General features: G+C 63.2%; 18 protein-coding genes. 13 read left to right on the forward strand and 5 right to left on the reverse strand.

Translation table 11 applies throughout. From position 1 onward, the window contains the following. Positions 1–82 precede the first annotated feature (82 nt). The 9 genes from LFT47_RS03950 to LFT47_RS03990 all read left to right on the forward strand — a co-directional run bounded on the left by LFT47_RS03950 (position 83) and on the right by LFT47_RS03990 (position 8,090). Positions 83–1,243 carry an extracellular solute-binding protein gene (locus LFT47_RS03950; RefSeq protein WP_236815482.1) on the forward strand — a complete coding sequence of 387 codons (1,161 nt, stop codon included), beginning with the start codon at positions 83–85 and terminating at the stop codon, positions 1,241–1,243. Continuing rightward, complete coding sequence (locus tag LFT47_RS03955) at positions 1,240–2,202, forward strand: ABC transporter permease (protein ID WP_236815484.1); 963 nt, start codon at positions 1,240–1,242, stop codon at positions 2,200–2,202. Before LFT47_RS03950 ends, LFT47_RS03955 begins: the two co-directional genes overlap by 4 nt. Beyond that, on the forward strand, positions 2,202–3,053 hold the full coding sequence (locus LFT47_RS03960; RefSeq protein WP_236815486.1) for an ABC transporter permease: 852 nt from the start codon (positions 2,202–2,204) through the stop codon (positions 3,051–3,053). Before LFT47_RS03955 ends, LFT47_RS03960 begins: the two co-directional genes overlap by 1 nt. 31 nt (positions 3,054–3,084) lie before the next feature. Further along, positions 3,085–4,164: an ABC transporter ATP-binding protein gene (locus tag LFT47_RS03965; protein ID WP_236815488.1), complete on the forward strand. Its 1,080-nt coding sequence runs from the start codon at positions 3,085–3,087 to the stop codon at positions 4,162–4,164. Further along, the gene (locus tag LFT47_RS03970; protein ID WP_236815490.1) at positions 4,161–5,708 is read left to right on the forward strand and encodes an inositol monophosphatase family protein; all 1,548 of its coding nucleotides are present in this window, start codon (positions 4,161–4,163) and stop codon (positions 5,706–5,708) included. The genes LFT47_RS03965 and LFT47_RS03970 overlap by 4 nt, the downstream gene beginning before the upstream one ends. Beyond that, a complete protein-coding gene (locus LFT47_RS03975) occupies positions 5,689–6,540 on the forward strand; it encodes a DUF6454 family protein (RefSeq protein ID WP_236815492.1) in 852 nt (283 codons plus the stop codon). The genes LFT47_RS03970 and LFT47_RS03975 overlap by 20 nt, the downstream gene beginning before the upstream one ends. Before the next feature lie 56 nt (positions 6,541–6,596). Then, positions 6,597–6,773, forward strand: a complete 177-nt coding sequence (locus LFT47_RS03980; RefSeq protein ID WP_236815494.1) for a hypothetical protein — start codon at positions 6,597–6,599, stop codon at positions 6,771–6,773. 142 nt (positions 6,774–6,915) lie between these two features. After that, positions 6,916–7,218 (forward strand): DUF4193 domain-containing protein, encoded by a 303-nt coding sequence (locus LFT47_RS03985; RefSeq protein ID WP_028266109.1) that lies wholly within the window; start codon positions 6,916–6,918, stop codon positions 7,216–7,218. Between the two features lie 326 nt (positions 7,219–7,544). Beyond that, positions 7,545–8,090 carry an AMIN-like domain-containing (lipo)protein gene (locus tag LFT47_RS03990; protein WP_236815496.1) on the forward strand — a complete coding sequence of 182 codons (546 nt, stop codon included), beginning with the start codon at positions 7,545–7,547 and terminating at the stop codon, positions 8,088–8,090. 76 nt (positions 8,091–8,166) lie between these two features. Here the strand turns inward: LFT47_RS03990 and LFT47_RS03995 are convergent, their stop codons facing one another. From LFT47_RS03995 to LFT47_RS04015, 5 genes are all read right to left on the reverse strand, one after another. Continuing rightward, positions 8,167–9,732, reverse strand: a complete 1,566-nt coding sequence (locus tag LFT47_RS03995; protein ID WP_236815498.1) for an APC family permease — start codon at positions 9,730–9,732, stop codon at positions 8,167–8,169. A gap of 326 nt (positions 9,733–10,058) precedes the next feature. Next, on the reverse strand, positions 10,059–10,445 hold the full coding sequence (gene fliW / locus LFT47_RS04000; protein WP_236815500.1) for a flagellar assembly protein FliW: 387 nt from the start codon (positions 10,443–10,445) through the stop codon (positions 10,059–10,061). Next, positions 10,442–11,329 carry a flagellar hook-associated protein FlgL gene (gene flgL / locus LFT47_RS04005; protein WP_236815502.1) on the reverse strand — a complete coding sequence of 296 codons (888 nt, stop codon included), beginning with the start codon at positions 11,327–11,329 and terminating at the stop codon, positions 10,442–10,444. Before flgL ends, fliW begins: the two co-directional genes overlap by 4 nt. 3 nt (positions 11,330–11,332) lie before the next feature. After that, positions 11,333–12,751: a flagellar hook-associated protein FlgK gene (flgK, locus tag LFT47_RS04010; protein WP_236815509.1), complete on the reverse strand. Its 1,419-nt coding sequence runs from the start codon at positions 12,749–12,751 to the stop codon at positions 11,333–11,335. A 65-nt stretch (positions 12,752–12,816) separates the two neighbouring features. Further along, positions 12,817–13,317: a flagellar protein FlgN gene (locus tag LFT47_RS04015; protein ID WP_236815511.1), complete on the reverse strand. Its 501-nt coding sequence runs from the start codon at positions 13,315–13,317 to the stop codon at positions 12,817–12,819. 300 nt (positions 13,318–13,617) lie between these two features. Here LFT47_RS04015 and LFT47_RS04020 point away from each other — a divergent pair, with 300 nt between their 5' ends. From LFT47_RS04020 to LFT47_RS04035, 4 genes are all read left to right on the forward strand, one after another. Beyond that, the gene (locus tag LFT47_RS04020) at positions 13,618–14,484 is read left to right on the forward strand and encodes a flagellin N-terminal helical domain-containing protein (protein WP_272909607.1); all 867 of its coding nucleotides are present in this window, start codon (positions 13,618–13,620) and stop codon (positions 14,482–14,484) included. A gap of 117 nt (positions 14,485–14,601) precedes the next feature. After that, positions 14,602–15,981 (forward strand): flagellar filament capping protein FliD, encoded by a 1,380-nt coding sequence (gene fliD, locus LFT47_RS04025; RefSeq protein WP_236815515.1) that lies wholly within the window; start codon positions 14,602–14,604, stop codon positions 15,979–15,981. Between the two features lie 12 nt (positions 15,982–15,993). Then, the gene (gene fliS, locus LFT47_RS04030; protein ID WP_236815517.1) at positions 15,994–16,434 is read left to right on the forward strand and encodes a flagellar export chaperone FliS; all 441 of its coding nucleotides are present in this window, start codon (positions 15,994–15,996) and stop codon (positions 16,432–16,434) included. Beyond that, the gene (locus LFT47_RS04035) at positions 16,424–16,720 is read left to right on the forward strand and encodes a hypothetical protein (protein ID WP_236815519.1); all 297 of its coding nucleotides are present in this window, start codon (positions 16,424–16,426) and stop codon (positions 16,718–16,720) included. Before fliS ends, LFT47_RS04035 begins: the two co-directional genes overlap by 11 nt. The last annotated feature ends 52 nt before the right edge of the window (positions 16,721–16,772 follow it).

Consider the following 16,772-nt stretch of genomic DNA (forward strand, 5'->3'; position numbering starts at 1 on the left):
GACATGACCCGCTCCTTCACCTTGCCCTTGGATGGTAGTTCCTGCCCTTGGGGGACTTTTCGGTTCAAGATGAAGGAACACCATGACCAACCGCTTCCTAGCAGCGGCCGCCGTCGCCGTTGTTGCAGCCACCGCTGTGACCGGCTGCGCTCAAAGCAGTACCGCTTCGGCCCAGAACAATGGCGCCAGCGCATCACCGGATAAGACGATCACCGTGTTCATCAGCGGCGACACGAACGTCCAGAAGCTGTGGGAGAAGAGCCTCGTTCCCGCCTTCGAGAAGGCCAACCCCGGCTACAACGTTAAGGTCACCCTCGATCTGCACGGCGAGCACGATGCCCAGACCCTGGCGAAACTAACCAGCGCCACGGAGCAGAACAAGGAACCTGATTTCGACCTCGTCGATGGCGGCTTTGTCTCCAAGGCCTCGGCAGCCAATCTGCTGACCTCCGTGAGCGCGCAGACGATTTCCGCCTTGAACGATGTCCCGCAGGACGTCATCAAGGCGGGCGGCACCGGCGGTATCCCGTACCGTGGCTCCGCGGTACTCCTGGCATATGACACCAAGACAGTTGCCACACCGCCGAAGACCCTTGACGATTTGCTCGCCTGGATCAAGGCAAACCCGGGCAAGTTCACCTACAACTCGCCCAAGTCGGGAGGGTCCGGCGGTGCATTCGTTGCCACCGTTCTGGACAAGTTCGTCCCCGCCGACGCCCGCGCCAAGATGACGGTGGGCTACGAGAAGGACCTCGAGAAGTACTGGGACCAGGGCTTCGCGACATTGAAAGACCTCAACTCGTCCGTCTTCCAGAGCGGCGTCTACCCCAACGGCAACCAGCAGACCCTTGACCTGCTCGCCAAGGGACAGATCTCCATGGCTCCGGTGTGGTCTGACCAGTTCATCACCGGCTTGACCAACGGCCAGATCCCGTCCACCGTGAAGGCCACCCAGATCAGCAACCCGTCCTTCACTGGCGGTGCCGCCTACCTCGGCATTCCCAAGTCCTCGCCCCGCCAGGAAGCGGCACTGAAGCTTGCCAACTTCGTCCTCTCGCCGGACGCGCAGACCATGATCATCAAGGAAATGTCCGGGTTCCCGGCAATCAGCCTCGACAAACTGCCGGCGGATGTGAAGGACAAGTTCAAGGACGCAGACACCAACAACCTGCGCAAGGGCTACTTCGACCAGATGGGCAAGGACCTGAACAACCTCTGGGACCAGAAGGTTCCCGGCCAGTGACAACCACGCTTCAAAAGCCGGCGGAACTGCAACAAACAGTTCCGCCGGCGGGTGCCCCGCGCCCCAAGCGACTGAGCCAACGCGCCGTCGGGTTGTTCATGGCGCTGCCGCCGATCCTGTTGATCGCGATCTTCGTCGGCTTCCCGATCGTTCTCGCCTTCGGCTTCAGCATCGGCTTGACCGGCGGGCTGAACCACACCATCGCCACCATCGGCCAGAACGTGCACGAGGCAGACGCATGGTGGGGAACAATGGCGGCCTACCAGGAGATGTTCACGAACAAGCGCTTCCTCGGCGATCTCTTGGTCACGGTCATCGTGACGCTCGTGAGCACGGCAACTGTCATCTTCCTCGCGCTGGGCATTGGGCTCTACCTCAAGCTCAAAGGCGGTCGAATGGCCCGGCTCCTCTCCGGACTGGCGATCGTGCCGCTTTTCATCCCTGTGGTCATCGCCTCGTGGGCGATCCTGACCTTCTACTCCGGCACGGGTTTCCTGCGGAGCGTCTTCGCTCTCTTCGGACTTGACTTCCCCGTGTGGGCCTTCACCATGGTCACGGTCATCATCGGCTCGGTCTGGACGTCCCTGCCGTTCGCTGTGCTCATGGTCTCGTCCGGACTGCAGTCCGTGCCGAACGCCATGATCGAAGCAGCCCGCGACGCCGGTGCCGGCTCCTTGCGCACGATCGTTTCAGTGGTCGTTCCCATGGCGGCAGTCCCCATCATCATCGCGACGACCTTTACGGCCATTGGAATTGTTGGATCGTTCACGGTCCCGTACTTCACCGGGCCCAATTCACCGAACATGCTCGGAGTGGACATGTCCAACTACTTCTCTGCCTTCAACCAGCCCCAGCAGTCCGCCGTCATGGCCTTCACTGTCTTCCTGATTGCCTCCGGAATCGCCGCGCTCTACGTGTGGGCAAACTTCCGTTCCGCCAAGGAACAGGGGAAAGTCTGATGGCTATCACTCCGGCTTCCCGCACCCGCCGACCGCTGACGCTGGACTCCATTGTCCGCAGTGCGCTGGTGGGCCTGTTCGTGGTGCTCATGGTCGTTTTCATCCTGGGACCCTTGCTCTGGCTCGGTGTCCGCGCCTTCGCCGGTAACTGGACCTTCCCCAATCTCCTTCCCGATGACTGGACATTGCGCTGGTGGCAGGTTGTCGTCAACGACAGCGCGCTCGGCATCGCGGTGCAGAACTCCTTGTTCTTCGCCCCGCTGACGGTTCTTGTATCCGCGATCATCTGCTTGCCCGCGGCCTACGCCTTCGCCCGCTTTGATTTTCCCGGACGCCGCTTCTTCCTGATCAGCCTGTTCGCGACGAACGCCTTTCCTAAGATGGGCTTGTTCGTTACCCTGGCGGCTCTTTTCTACGCGCTGAACCTGATGAACACCATTTTGGGAATCCTCGTGGTCCACGTGTTGGGCACAGTGGTCTTCATGACGTGGATTCCGGCGGCAGCGTTCGCTGCAGTGCCGCGAAACCTGGAGGAAGCAGCCCGCGACGCCGGAGCCTCCAAATTGCGCGTGTTCGCCTCAGTGACGCTCCCCATGGCGCTGCCCGGGATTATCGTCGCGGCCGTGATGTCCTTCCTGGCGTCCTTCGACGAAGCACAAGGAACGTACTTGGTGGGCGCGCCGGCCTTCATGACCATGCCCACCCAGATGTACAGCCTGGTGCTGAACTACCCCACCCAGGTGGCTGCCGTCTTCTCGATCTTGCTGGCCATCCCCTCCGTTGCCCTCATGCTCGCGGCGCACAAGCACATCCTCGGCGGCCAGCTCGCCGAAGGCTTCCAGATTAAATAGCGCCCCGCGCTCAACGTCAGACAGAGAACCCATGACCATTCATGAACCATTGACTGAACCACCCGCCAGCGCAGCAAAGCCGGGTACTCCGGCGTCGGGCGGTGGCCTGACCATCCGCGGCCTCCACAAGATCCTCGGCGGCCGCACGATCATCGACAACCTCGATCTGTCGGTCAAGGAGGGCGAACTGGTGTCATTGCTGGGGCCCTCCGGCTGCGGAAAGACCACGACGCTGCGCATGATCGCCGGCTTCCTCGAGCCGGACTCAGGTTCCATTGAGGTGGAAGGCCAGGAGGTGTCGCACCTTGGTGCGGAGAACCGTCCCAGCGCCATGGTGTTCCAGAACTATGCGCTGTGGCCCCACATGACCGTGGCCAAGAACGTCGGCTTCCCGCTGAAGCTTCGCAAGATGTCCAAGGCCGAGATCAAGGACAGGGTGGAAACCGTCCTGGAGCTGGTCAGCCTGTTGCACCACAAGGATTCCAAGCCCGCGCGCATTTCCGGCGGCGAGCAGCAACGGGTGGCTTTGGCCCGGGCGCTCGTCCAGGAGCCGAAACTCTTGCTCCTCGACGAACCCTTGAGCAATCTGGACGCGAAACTGCGGGTCAAAGTCCGTGAAGACATCCGCAAGATCCAGCAGGAACTGGGCATCACCACGGTCATCGTCACCCATGACCAGGAAGAAGCGATGTCCATGTCCGACCGCATCGCCGTCATGAATGCGGGCCGGATCGAGCAATACAGTACCCCGGAGGCGCTGTACGCCCGCCCGGAAACCGAGTTTGTGGCCACCTTCATCGGTAGCATGAACCGCCTGGAGGGCTCGCTGGACAACGGACTCATCACCGCGGGCCCGGACATTCTCGGGATCCGGCCCGAGGACGTCATCCTGGCGGACGCGCCCTTCGCGGGTGCGGTCCCGGCGACGGTCGAGAGGGTCGTCCCCCGCGGACACTTCCAGGAAGTGTACGTGCGCAGGGCCGACGCCCAGCTCCGAAGCTTTGTGAGCGGTGAGCTCATGCAGCCAGGCCAACAGGCATATGCGGGGATCCGAAAGGCCATGACCTTCCGCGACGGACGCCTGGTAGCAGAGGGAGGTGCCGCACTTTGAGCAACACCGTTGACACCACAAGGACCCGTGCCACCGCCCATCGCGGCGACTCCAGCAAATATCTCGAGAACACTTTGCCCGCCATCGCGTCAGCCATCGACGCGGGTGCTGACCTCGTGGAATTAGACGTGCGGGTAACGAAGGACGGGCAGGTGATCCTGCTCCACGATGCCTCCCTGCTCAGGATCTGGAGCCTCGACGCCGACGCTGCAGACGTCGACTATGACCGCATCAGGCAACTGGGCGCCGGCGAGGAGCGGATTCCCTTGCTTTCCGAAGCCCTAGAGCTTTTCCGCGGCCGCCGGTCAACCTTGCTCATCGACATGGACGAGCCCGGCCCCGCAGGGGCGGCTGCCGCCGTCGTGCGCGAAAGCGGCATCGAAGTGGCCTGGTGCGGAAACCTGGACGGAATGCGGATCATCCGCGCCCTTGACCAGGACGCCCGGATTTGGCTGCCCTGGAGCAAGAGGACCGCCCCACCGGAAGAGTTGCTGGCCGAGCTGAATCCTGAGTTCGTCAATTCAGAGCACGTGGTCCTCAGCAAGGACATGGTCGAACAGATCCATGCAGCAGGGGCCAAGGTTGCGTGCTGGACCGTCGATGACTTGGAAACCATGCGCTGGGCCTTGGGACTCGGCGTGGACTCGATCACGAGCAACCAACTGGACCTGTTGCAAAGCGCCATCGCCGAAGACCCGCAAGCATGGGCTTCGGCCCAGGCTCCCGGGGGACTGGCCGGGGATGAGGTTCTCGAGTCCCGGAAAGTCGCGTTGGAGCTGGCCGAATGGGCCGTCGGGTACATGCGCGACGCCGATCGCGGCCTGGTCTCGACCAAAGCGCACCCTGCCGATCTGGTCACGGAAGTCGATGTCGCCGTCGAGCGCCACGTCCGCGAAGTGATTGCCGCCCGTCTTCCGGGCCACACGGTGGTAGGCGAGGAAATGGGCGGAGTCTCCGTGCCCGGCGCACCGTGTTGGTACCTTGATCCCGTCGACGGCACGACCAATTACGTAAACCACATTCCCTGGACGGCGTTCTCTCTTGCCTTGGCGGTGGACCGCAAGCCCGCGGTGGCCGTCGTCGCAGATCCTTGGCGTGACGAGATTTTCGAGGGGTGGGCCGGTCATGGTGCCTGGCTCAACGGAAAGCCGCTATCGCTGGCTCCTGGGGGAGTTTCGACGGCGGACCTGGCCGGAACCGTGGTGGCGACCGAACTCGCGGGGCACTTGCCGTGGCCCGGGATGCTGGAACTCCTCGCCGGGCTCGGCGAGCGGCACAGCATCATGCGGATCATGGGTTCGGCGACAATGACGGTGGTGGGCGTGGCTGCCGGGCGTGGCGCGGGGGCAATCATCGGGAGTTTCAGCCCGATCGACCACCTGGCCGCCACGCTCGTCGTTCAAGAGGCCGGAGGCATCGTCCTCAATTCCGAAGGCGAGATGGACACGTTCCCGGAAGAAGGCGGAATCCTGGCTGCCCGTCCGGAATACGCCGCCGAGCTTTTCGATCTGTGGCGGCAGGCCCATGACGACGCCGGCAACTGAGCTCCTCAGCGACGCTGTATCCGCTCTTGACCGGCGGAGCCGCTTCGACCTGGTTGAGGAGATCCACCTCGACTTTCCGACGCACCACCCGCAGGGCATGGCCTTCGCCAGGGGACTGACGTTCTTGTCCTCGGTTGAGATCCTCGACGCGCCGCACCCGGCGGTGGATCCGGCGCTACGCACCCCCGGACGGGGGAGTGGCCACGTCTTCGTCCTCGGCGCAGATGGTGGGCTGCTTCGCGATATTCCTGTGGGCGAGGGATTGGCCTATCACCCCGGTGGTATCGATTTCGACGGCGACCACGTCTGGGTTTCCGTCGCGGAGTACCGCGCCGGGAGCAGAAGCATCGTCTACACGATCGATCCGGACACCTTCGAGGTCCGTGAGCGATTCCGAGTGGAGGACCACATCGGTTGGATCGTGCGCGATCCCGGACTGGACCTGGTGTTCGGCGGAAGCTGGGGTTCCCGGCAGCTCTACACCTGGGACACGGAAGGCCGGCTGGTGGATCAGTGGGAGAACCCCGGCCACTTCGTCGACTACCAGGATGCCCAGCTGCTGGGGCCGGGCCTTCTGCTGTGCAGCGGGATTTCCCTGTTGCCGCAGGCCAATGGAGGTGTCCTTGAACTCGGGGGACTGGGGTTGGTGGAACCACTGCGGCAAAGAATCAGACGGGACGTGCCCATCAGCGTGTTCAGCAGAGCTGGTCACGTCATCACACGCAACCCTGTCACCGTCACCGCAGATGAATCCGGACTGCTGATTCATGCGGCGCCGGATGACGGTGATGACGACGGCGGTACACGGATTCTGAGCTACAGGATCATTTAACACAGCCGTGACAGACCGGAAACCGGTCTTGAACGGAGCCTCGATAGCGTGGCGGCATGATCGTATCCATCATGTCCAAGGTCAGTGCCTGGATCGAAGCCGCCTACTTCTACGATGCCGCCGAGCTGGGGGCCTCCGGAGCCACTGAAACCACCCGCTACGGCTGGCTCCCGGCCCTCAGCGGTGTGGCCATCGCGGACGCCCAGGCGCGGAAAATCCGCGCTGCGGAGTAGCTAAAACCCCGGGATTCCGGGGTTTTTGAGTGGCCAAATGTCTTGTTGGACACACTATTCGTTGATGGCGTGTACTATGCCCTAAACTGCTTCACTGAGGTGCCTGAAATGGCACTATGCAGCAACGAAAGTGAACCAATCAATGGCTACCGATTACGACGCCCCACGCAAGACCGAAGAAGAGTCTCCCGCCGAATCGCTCGAGGCCCTTCAGGCGTCGCGCGGCTCCGGTGCCCAGACTGCTGTCATCGATGTCGACGAGAACGACACAGCCGAGGGCATTGACCTTCCGGGCGCCGATCTGTCCGGCGAAGAACTGACCGTCATCGTTGTCCCGGAGCAGTCAGATGAATTTACGTGTTCATCCTGCTTCCTGGTCCGTCACCGGTCGCAGATCGCGCTGGAAAAGAACGGCCTCAAGTACTGCCGCGACTGCGAAGGCTAAACCCCGCACGCAAAGCAGCCCCGCACGCCTGGAATCCAGCAACACCAAACCAGTCGGGCGGGGCTTTGCACGTCACACCCAGCAGACTTTTGGCAGATCGCGCCCGCGAGAGTCTAGGAATCCCGGGGTTTGGCAGAGCGGCGCAGACCCCTAAAAAGTTGCCGTGCGTGACGCAGGCCTGCGACCCCTTGGATCACCTCCCCGTGACTCTTCGCGTGGCCCGCTAACAGTTGGGCGCCGAATCGGATACGAAGCTCCTGAAAGGGCCCCGACGCTCCTACGCTTGAGCTATCGGATCGCTCAAGCACTCAAGGGGATGGGCCCAAGTGAGGAAGTTCCATGCGTGGTTGGCGGCTTTGGTAGTAGCCGCCGGGCTCGGCCTCGTGGCTCCAGGGGCGGCGTCCGCAGAACCGTATTGCGGAATCGTCTGGGGATCGTTGGCGAGGTCCAACCCGGCGCTTACCCAGGCACAAGTGGTCAATGTCAGGACAGGCCAGCAAGGCTGCTTCGACCGCCTGGTGATCGACCTGAACGGCGCTGTTGCCGGCTATTCAATCCGCTACGTTCCGCAGGTACTGCACGACGGCTCGGGACTTCCCGTCGAGTTGAGGGGCAATGCGTTCCTGCAAGTCACGGTCAATGCCCCCGCGTACAACTCCAACGGCAATGCCACGTACAGCCCCGCCGACAAGAACGAGCTAACGAACGTCTCGGACTACAAGTCCTTCCGGCAAGTGGCCTTCGCGGGCAGCTTCGAGGGATACGCCAGCATTGGTCTCGGTGTCCGCGCGCGGCTCCCCTTCAGGGTCTTCACGCTGGCCGGACCGGGAACCGGAACGCGACTGGTAATCGACGTCGCCCACATGTGGTGAGCGGCCGTCGGAACCGACACACGGCAGAAGCCCTGCTCCGGGTGATTCCGGAACAGGACTTCTGACATGTTGATTTTTACTCCGGTACCACGAGGGCCGGCGTGTCCTTCCGAAGGGTTTCGCCGCGGAAGAAGCCGGGGCGGACGCGGGCCATGATCACCATGACCACCGCTCCGAGGGCCAGGATGCCCACGCCGATAATGAATACGAGTCCGACGCCGAAGATCTCGGAACCACTGCCGAAGTCCGGGGACCAGCTGTCCACCGCCGTCTGGATGAAGACGAGCGTCAGCACCACGCCGCCGACCACCGGGAAGAGCAAGCGCATGAAGAAGTTGCGGACGCTGCTGAACACGCTGTGCCGGAAGTACCAGGCGCAGGCAAAAGCAGTCATTCCGTAGTAGAAGCAGATCATCAAGCCCAGGGCCAGAATGGTGTCGTTGAGGACGTTCTCGCTGACAACCTTCATGATGGCGTAGAAGCCGCCGGAGATTGCCCCGGCCATGATGGTGGCGTATCCCGGGGAACCGAAGCGCTTGCTTACGGTGGAGAACTTCTGCGGCAGGGCGCCGTAATGACCCATGGCGAGAAGGCTTCGGGCAGGGGAGGCCATGGTGGACTGCAGAGACGACGCGGTGCCTGCGAGTACGGCCAAGGACATCAGGATGGCCAAGGGACCCATAACCGGGGAAGCCAACGCGGCAAAGATATTGGACTGGTTGTCCGGGTTGTTCAGCCCGATGCCGTCGCCGCCAATGCCGGCAACCATCATCGTGGCTACGATCACTGCGACATAGAGTCCTAGGACGGCAATCGCCGTCGTAGTTCCGGCCTTGCCGGCGGTGCCTTTGCCGCCCTTCGTCTCTTCATTGACCGTCAGGCAGACGTCCCAGCCCCAGTAGACGAAGACCGCCAGGGACATGCCCGCAGCGAACTGCTCGAAGCTGCTGATCTTCGTGGGGTCGAACCAGTCCCAGCTGAAGGCGATGGCCGTGGGGGTGTCGCCGGAGGAAGCGTGGGTGAGGGCCATGACGATGAACACGCCAAGGACCACTACCTGGAATCCCACCATGGCGTACTGTACGAGTTTGGTGGCGTGCAGGCCCCGGTAGCTGACCCAGACAGCCAGTGCCACGAAGGCCAGGCACGTGGCGATGTTCAAGGCCTTGTTGGAGGTGAGGTCGGCAAGATCGGGATTGCCGAAGACCTGAGCGAGGAAGAGGTAGAAGAAGTCCACCGCAACGCCTGCCAGGTTGGACAGGACGATGATATTCGCGGCCAGCAGCCCCCACCCGCCCATCCAGCCGATGAACGGGCCGAAAGCCTTGGTGGCCCACGTGAACGTGGTGCCGCTGTCCGGGGAGTCTGCGTTGAGCTCCCTGTAAGCGAACGCCACGAGGATCATCGGGATGAAGGCGACAATGAAGATGGCAGGCAACTGAAGGCCCACCGCGTTGACCGCCGGGCCGAGTGAGCTGGTCAGGCTGTAGGCGGGTGCCACGGAGGAAATACCCAGGACGACGACGGCGAGGAGCCCCAGCTGCCCCGTCTTGAGTCCTTTGCCGCTGATGCCGTGTTCGGTGCCAGCGGGATCGTGGGCCTCCACGGTTTTCCTGGCGCTTGGGCGGGTTAATTGAGTCATGTGCTTGGCTCTTTCTAAATGGGCCGAAGGTTTGTTGCTGGGTGATGCCGTGAAGCCGTCAGTGGGGTATGAGACGGGAGTCACTAAATGAATGACGTTCATTTAGTATGGACGCGGAGAAGCCTTGGCGCAAGTGTTATGGCCAAACAATTTTGGTTCGGGGTGGATCATCTGAGCGAGCGTCCGCCGGAAACGGCCCAAAGTGAGCGGGCGTTTGCCGGAAACGGCCCAAAGGTGAGCGGGCGTCGGGACCTCAACAAGTCGGGACCTCACCAAGTCGGGATCCCACCAAGTCGGGGTCCCACCAAAAGAAGGAGCGGGCGCCGCTAAGCGCTCAACTCGGCCCGGAGGGGGTATTCCTTGCTGTCGAGGAGAAGCTGCGTGCAGCGTCCGGTTTCCGGGTTCAGCACGATGGGGGCGGCGAGATTGACCGTGGTCTTTTCCGGAGTCGGGTTGACCACTACCAGAGTCGTTGCCAGCTCGGCCCGGTCCAGGCCGAGATCCTCCAGCGTCGAGCGGGGGATCGTGGGCGCGTAGCCCGGAACGTAAACGGCGGCCTCGGCCAGGAACATCCGGATGCGCGGACTGGCCGACTCCATCGCGTAGAGCCCGGGGGCGCCCCCGATTCCCCGCAAAGCGAAGCCGTCGGACGCTTCAAGCCCCGGCATGGGCGTGGTGAAGCTCAACTCCCGGGAAGCCTGTGCCGTGCTCATTTGAGGAAATCCATGAGCGTGGGCTGGAGCGTCTTGGCGGTGACCGCGAGGGCAACCTGGTAGTTGGTTTCCTGCAGCTTCAAGTCCATGACGACCTTTCCGATGTCTGCGTCTTCAATTCCGGAGCGCTGTGCGTCGAGTGAGGCCTTGAGCCCGTCGACGGAGTCCTGGGCGCGCATGAGCTTGTTCTGCCTGGCGCCGACATCCGCACGTCCGTTGACGACCGACTTGATCTTGTCACCGATCGCCGCCAATCGGGCGCTGACATCAACACCGGAGCGGATATCGGCGACGACGTTGCTCACCAAAGCGAAAACCGAGCCGGCGCCGTCCCCGAAGATCGCACCGCCGTCGGCGTCTACCCGGACCGTCTGGGTTGCGTCGATCCGCCGTTCCACGGTGCCGCCCGGCGTTCCGTTGAATACAGGCGGCGTGGCGCTGCTGAACGCACCGGCGGAATCGGAACTTCCAGCGAAGACGTTGCGGCCCAGGTACTGGATGTTCGCCTGGGCGAGAAGGTCTTTGTTGAGTCCTTCGATTTCGACGGCGATCGCCTCCTTGGCGGTGCTGTTCAGGGAACCGTTGGCGGCCTGGACCGTGAGGTCCCGGACCCGGTTGAGGATGTTGGTGGCCTGGCCGAGGGCCGAATCGGCTGTGGTCAGCCAGCCATTGCCGTCGTTGATGTTGTTCGAATACTGTCCGGCGGCGCTGAGCTGGCTCTTCGTGGCGAGCAGGTTCGCCGTGGCCGCGGGATCGTCCGAGGGCCTGGTGATGTTCTTGAGGTTGCTGGCCTTGTCCTGCAGCGCGGCGAGCTTGGCCTGCCCGGCCTGCAGGTTCAATTGCGCGGCCGCGGCCATTGTTTGGTTCGTGACACGGTTCAGCATGGCTTACCTTCCCACCAATCCGGTGTGGTTGATCAGGACATCGAGGGCTTCATCCACGGCCGTCATGGCCCGGGCTGCCGCTTGGTAAGCGTGCTGGTTGCTCAGGAGGCTGATGTTCTCCTCGTCGAGGCTGACGGACGCCCCGGAGGAACGCTGCCCGACGGCGGCAGCGCTCGCCGCGTCGGCGAGCTGCTGGTGCTGCTGTGCCGACTGGGACGCCGTGCCGATCCCAGTGACGATTCCGGACCACAGGGCGTCAGGGGATCCTTGCCCCGTGCCGATTTGGGCAACGGCGTCCGCGATTTTGCCGTCGAGGGCGCCGGAACTCGGAGCACCGGTCGCGATTCCCGCGGCGCTCGTCGGGACAATGCTGAGGGACAGTGCTGCTGGGGCACCAGGCGTGGTTGCGAAGAAATCGAGGTTCGAGGCGCCCGTGGTGGACTGCCCGGTGCGATGCACGGCATTGACGTCGTCCATGAGTTTGGTGGCGAAGGCGTTGTAGGAAGCGGCGGCCTCGGAGATGGCCCCTCCCGCGCCTCCCGCGGCCGGTGCGAGAAGGGAGACCGCGCCGGCGAGCTTTCCGCCGTCGAGCGGAACCGCCACACCGGGGCGGTCCGCCCATTCCAACTGCACTCCGTAACCCGAGCCGCCCATGCTTGCCTGGCCGCTCAGGGTGAGCTCGCGGTGGGAAGTACCCGAGACGATGGCGTTACCGCCGACGAAGACATCCATCGTGCCGTCGGCGTTGTCCCGGGCAGTTCCACCAGCCAAAGAGGCGATGGTTTCAGCCACCTTGTTACGTGCGTCGATGAGCTCATTGGCGGAACCGCCCGAGGCCGTGACGGAACGGATGGTTGCGTTGAAACCGGCCACCCGGGCGGCGGCGTCGTTCAGGGTGGAGACGGTGCTTTGGGCTTCGCCGCGAATCCGCGTCCACTGGGAATCCAAGGCCCTGTAGCCCGCGGACACGGTGTTGACGAGGGTGGTGCCAGCTTGAAGCAGCACGCCAGCCGGGGCTGCTTCTCCCGGGTGGTTGGAGACGCCCTGCCACGAGGACCAGAAAGTTTGGAGCGCCGTCGATATTCCCGCGGGGCCGGGCTCGTTCAGGGAGCCTTCGAGTTGCTGGAGTTCGGTGGACCGATAGCCCGCGAAACCTGCCTGGGCCGCACCGGAACGCACCCCGGCGTCGAGGAAACTGTTGCCCAGGCGGGCGATCCCATCCACCGACACGCCTTGACCTGCCTGTGCGCCCGCCGCGAAGAGGCCGGTGCGTGCCGGTGCGCCGACGGCCGATTGCTCGATCCGCTGCCTCGTGTACCCGTCAGTGCCGGCGTTGGCGATGTTCTGTCCGGCAACGTTGATGCCCTGCTGCGCTGCGGTCAGGCCCAGGTAGGCCGTATTGAGTCCGCCGAATGTGCTCACTGCTGTGTCCTTTGGGTGATCCGGGCCCTCAGTGGTCCGGCCTTTGGTTGTCCGCCGTGTTCCGGTCAGAATTGCTGGTCGAAAAGGCGGGACGGGGCTGAGTCGGCTGTCCTGCTTTGGGAACCTGTCCGGCCGTGGGAATCGTAGGTCCCGGCCGCCGGCTTCAGATCCGCCATGGTTTCCTGGGTGGAACGGACGGCCGCGCGAAGGAACTGCTCGTTCGAATCACGCAACTCCTTGATGGTGGCAGTCTGTTGCTGCATCGCGTTCAGGTGCGAGGACAGGACATCAGCCCAGGCTTCTTCCGGAGCGGACGCGGCCAGCTCGCCCAGTGAAGACTCGGCAGGCAAGCCCCATTGCTCTGCCACCGCCGCCACTTCCACCGCCCTTGCAAGCCCGGCCTTGGACAGGTGTCCCAGGACCTGTTCCACTTCCCGGGTGCCATGCGGCAACCAGCGGGATTTTCCTGCCGTGAGGAGCAGTTGCTCTTCCTCCAACTTGAATGTCAGCAGATCCAGTAGCTCACGTTCTCGCCACAGCAGGGCCGACAGTTCATGGATGGCCATGGCGGGTCAACTCCAGTTCCGGGTTCGTTTTTCGGGTGCGTTGCCGCGGGAAAGCACTTCCCCTGTGCCTTCACCGCGCTGAAAACAACTATCGGCTGCCGCGGCCCATGCGTTAGGCGTTGTTTATGCATGATTTATTCGCTTTGTCCAGTCAAGTGGCTGGTGTTGAGTTTTGTGGGCCGTTGCAAATTTTCCTGCGGCGTTTTGCTAACCAAAGGTGACCGTTGTTCCGATAACCAGAAGTGACAGGCCACGGACGGCCTGGGAGTACCAGCAGACCCAATCACGGAGGAATACATCATGGGCATGGCAATCAACACAAACCTGATGGCGAACAACGCTTACGGCAACCTCAACCGCACGCAGAACGACGTGTCCAAGTCGATGGAGAAGCTCTCCAGCGGCCTGCGCATCAACCGTGCAGCTGACGACGCAGCAGGCCTGGCAATTTCGGAAGGCCTGAAATCCCAGGTCAGCGGTTCGGCAGTGGCCGCCCGTAACGCCCAGGACGGCATCTCGGTCATCCAGACCACTGAAGGCGCACTGACGGAAGTCCACTCGATCCTCCAGCGCATGCGCGACCTCGCTGTCCAGGGCTCGAACGACACCAACAACACCGCTTCCCGTGCAGCGATCAAGGGCGAAGGTGACTCGCTCGGCAAGGAACTGGACCGTCTCACGCAGTCCACCCAGTTCAACGGCATCGATCTGCTCAAGGGTGCTGCCGGAAACAGCGGCGCGTCCCTGAACATCCAGGTCGGCACCGGCGGCAGCGCCAACGACAAGATCGCCGTCAACCTCGGCGACGTCGCAACCGCCGTCGGAACCGGCGCCACGGGCCTCTCCGGCGCCGCAGGTGCTGGAGGCTTCAAGGTGGACACGAGCGCCAACGCCCAGCTCACCATCGCTGCCGTTGACACCGCCATCGCGGCAGTTTCGGCTCAGCGCGCGGACCTGGGTGCAACCCAGAACCGTTTGGAGCACGCCACGAAGACCCTTCAGGTCTCCGGCGAAAACCTGCAGGCGGCCGAGTCCCGCATCACGGACACGGACATGGCTTCGGAAATGGTCAAGTACACCAAGGCCAACATCATGTCCCAGGCCGGCACGGCAATGCTGGCCCAGGCCAACCAGTCCGGCCAGGGCGTCCTCTCGCTCCTGCGCTAAGACCTTCCGGTAGCTGACCGGTAATCAGCGAATGGCGGCCAGGACGGGAACACACCCCTGGCCGCCATTCGCGTCCCGGTCCCGCCCACATAACCAACCCATCCGGAAGGACCGAACGTGGCAAGCTCGATCGACGGCCTCGCCAGCGGCTTGAACACCACCTCCATCATTAATTCGCTCATGGCGGTGGAGGCACAACCGCAGACACAACTGAAGACGAAGCTAGCGTCAGACCAGACGATGATTTCGACCCTTCAGTCGCTCAACTCGAAGTTGTCATCACTGAAGGACCTCGCGAGCGGCGACTCGGCCGTGAACGCCTTGAACTTGTTTAGCGCCACCACGAGTTCGCCGGCGCTCAGTGCGACGGCGACCACCTCCGCGACCGCGGGCTCCATCGACGTCACAGTCACCCAGTTGGCCCAGAGCCAAGTGGACGTCACCGCAGCCATGAGCAGCTGGCCCACGGACGGCTCGGGTGCCCCCGCGCGCCTGACGCTCGTCGACTCCACGGGAAAACAGACCGAGATCACGCCCGCATCCACCTCTCTTGACGACGTCGTAACGGCAGTCAACGCCGCGTCCGGCCCGGCCCGTGCCGTGAAGGTTCCGGCAGGCAACGGAGCCTATCGCCTTCAGCTGACCGCAACCACTTCAGGCGCGGCTGGAGCCTTCAGCGTCTACCAGGGCGCGGCAGCGCAGGTGAGCGCGGGCACCGCGACCGACCTGATGGCTGACCCTTCCGCCGCCGTCATCAAGGCCGCCCGGGATGCCAAAGCAACCCTGTACGCAGGCACTCCGGCGGCACAGACAATCACGTCCGGAACCAACACGTTCACCGACTTGCTTCCCGGTGTGTCAGTGACGGCCTCCGCTGTTACCGCAGCACCAGTGACCGTGAACATTGCGAGCGACTCCGCAGGGATCACCAAAAAGGCAGGGGACTTGGTGAACGCGGTCAATGACGTCCTCGGCTTCGTGTCCATCTACAGCGCGGTGACCCAGACGACCGACGCTCATGGCGCTTCAGCGGCCAGCGGCGGGATCTTCAGCGGCAACAGCGGTGTCCGCTCGGTCAACGACCAGGTCTTCTCCGCCATGTCGATGCCGGTCAACGGGAAGTCCCCCTCCGAATACGGAATCAACGTCACGAGGGATGGAAACTTCACTTTTGACGCGGCCAAGCTCCAATCGTCCTTGGCTTCGGATCCCGCCGGGACGCAGGCAGCTCTCCAGACCATTGCGTCCCGGGTGTCCGACGCTGCCACCAGCGCTACCGATCCGTCCACTGGTTCCGTCACCGCCCTGATCAAGGGCCAACAATCCGAAGTGGCCGACCTCGGCAGCCAGATCGCCGACTGGGACCTGCGCTTGGCCACCAGGCGGCAGACCCTGCAAACCACGTACAACGCCATGGAAGTCGCCCTTGGCCAACTCAACGCCCAGCAATCATGGCTCACGGGCCAGATTGCCGGCCTTTCGAGCTCGACGAAATAGGGAGCGTAAAGCATGACCTCCACAGCCCTCCGCGCCAGCCAGCTTTCCCGGTACAACGATGACGCCGTACTCTCGGCGCCGCCGGCCAGGCTTCTCACGATGCTTTATGACCGCTTGCTCCTGGACCTGAACCGTGCCCAGTTCGCCCAGGAAAATGCCAACTGGAGTGTCGCAAGCGAAAACCTGCTGCATGCCCAGTCGATCGTCACGGAGCTGTCCTCCACCCTGAAGACCGATGTGTGGGATGGGGCATCCGGGCTGCTGAGCATCTACCAGTACGCGATGGAAGCCATGGTCGGCGCCAACATCTACCGCGACGTCAACCGGACCAAGGAATGCATTGTGCTCCTGGAGCCGCTCCGGCAAGGCTGGCACGACGCCGCTTCGCAGCTGCCGGTCCAGGCCACGGTATCCGGGACGGCACGGACGAACGGCACACTCGGTGTCGGCTGATCCGGTACAGGAATGGTCCGACATCCTGGACCGGCTCGAAGCGGACATCGCCGTGGCCGTCTCCGGCGGCGAGGTTGGGCCATGGAATCCGCCTGCCGAGGCCAGGACCGGACCACTTCCTGAGGAGCTGGCGGACCGGGCGCGCAGGATCCTGGACGCGCAACTGGAGTCGATGGCCATGCTCGGCAAGGTCCGCAACGACGCCCTAGCCCACTTGGACGCCCTCAGTGCCGTCCCGGACAGCCAAAGTTCAGCGCTCCCGCTTTTCCTCGACGTGCAGGGCTGAAGAGAGTACCGAAAACAATCTTGTAATCGGCTAACGGATGCCCCTCGCTTGC

The organism is Arthrobacter sp. FW306-2-2C-D06B, assembly GCF_021789175.1.
Classification (GTDB): Bacteria; Actinomycetota; Actinomycetes; order Actinomycetales; family Micrococcaceae; genus Arthrobacter.

Excerpts from the sequence above, each read along its gene's own strand:
- LFT47_RS03950 (WP_236815482.1), top strand. The coding sequence starts at position 83 with ATGACCAACCGCTTCCTAGCAGCGGCCGCCGTCGCCGTTGTTGCAGCC.
- LFT47_RS03960 (WP_236815486.1), top strand. The coding sequence starts at position 2,202 with ATGGCTATCACTCCGGCTTCCCGCACCCGCCGACCGCTGACGCTGGAC.
- LFT47_RS03965 (WP_236815488.1), top strand. The coding sequence starts at position 3,085 with ATGACCATTCATGAACCATTGACTGAACCACCCGCCAGCGCAGCAAAG.
- LFT47_RS03975 (WP_236815492.1), top strand. The coding sequence starts at position 5,689 with ATGACGACGCCGGCAACTGAGCTCCTCAGCGACGCTGTATCCGCTCTT.
- LFT47_RS03980 (WP_236815494.1), top strand. The coding sequence starts at position 6,597 with ATGATCGTATCCATCATGTCCAAGGTCAGTGCCTGGATCGAAGCCGCC.
- LFT47_RS03985 (WP_028266109.1), top strand. The coding sequence starts at position 6,916 with ATGGCTACCGATTACGACGCCCCACGCAAGACCGAAGAAGAGTCTCCC.
- LFT47_RS03995 (WP_236815498.1), bottom strand. The coding sequence starts at position 9,732 with ATGACTCAATTAACCCGCCCAAGCGCCAGGAAAACCGTGGAGGCCCAC.
- fliW (WP_236815500.1), bottom strand. The coding sequence starts at position 10,445 with ATGAGCACGGCACAGGCTTCCCGGGAGTTGAGCTTCACCACGCCCATG.
- flgL (WP_236815502.1), bottom strand. The coding sequence starts at position 11,329 with ATGCTGAACCGTGTCACGAACCAAACAATGGCCGCGGCCGCGCAATTG.
- LFT47_RS04015 (WP_236815511.1), bottom strand. The coding sequence starts at position 13,317 with ATGGCCATCCATGAACTGTCGGCCCTGCTGTGGCGAGAACGTGAGCTA.
- LFT47_RS04020 (WP_272909607.1), top strand. The coding sequence starts at position 13,618 with ATGGGCATGGCAATCAACACAAACCTGATGGCGAACAACGCTTACGGC.
- fliS (WP_236815517.1), top strand. The coding sequence starts at position 15,994 with ATGACCTCCACAGCCCTCCGCGCCAGCCAGCTTTCCCGGTACAACGAT.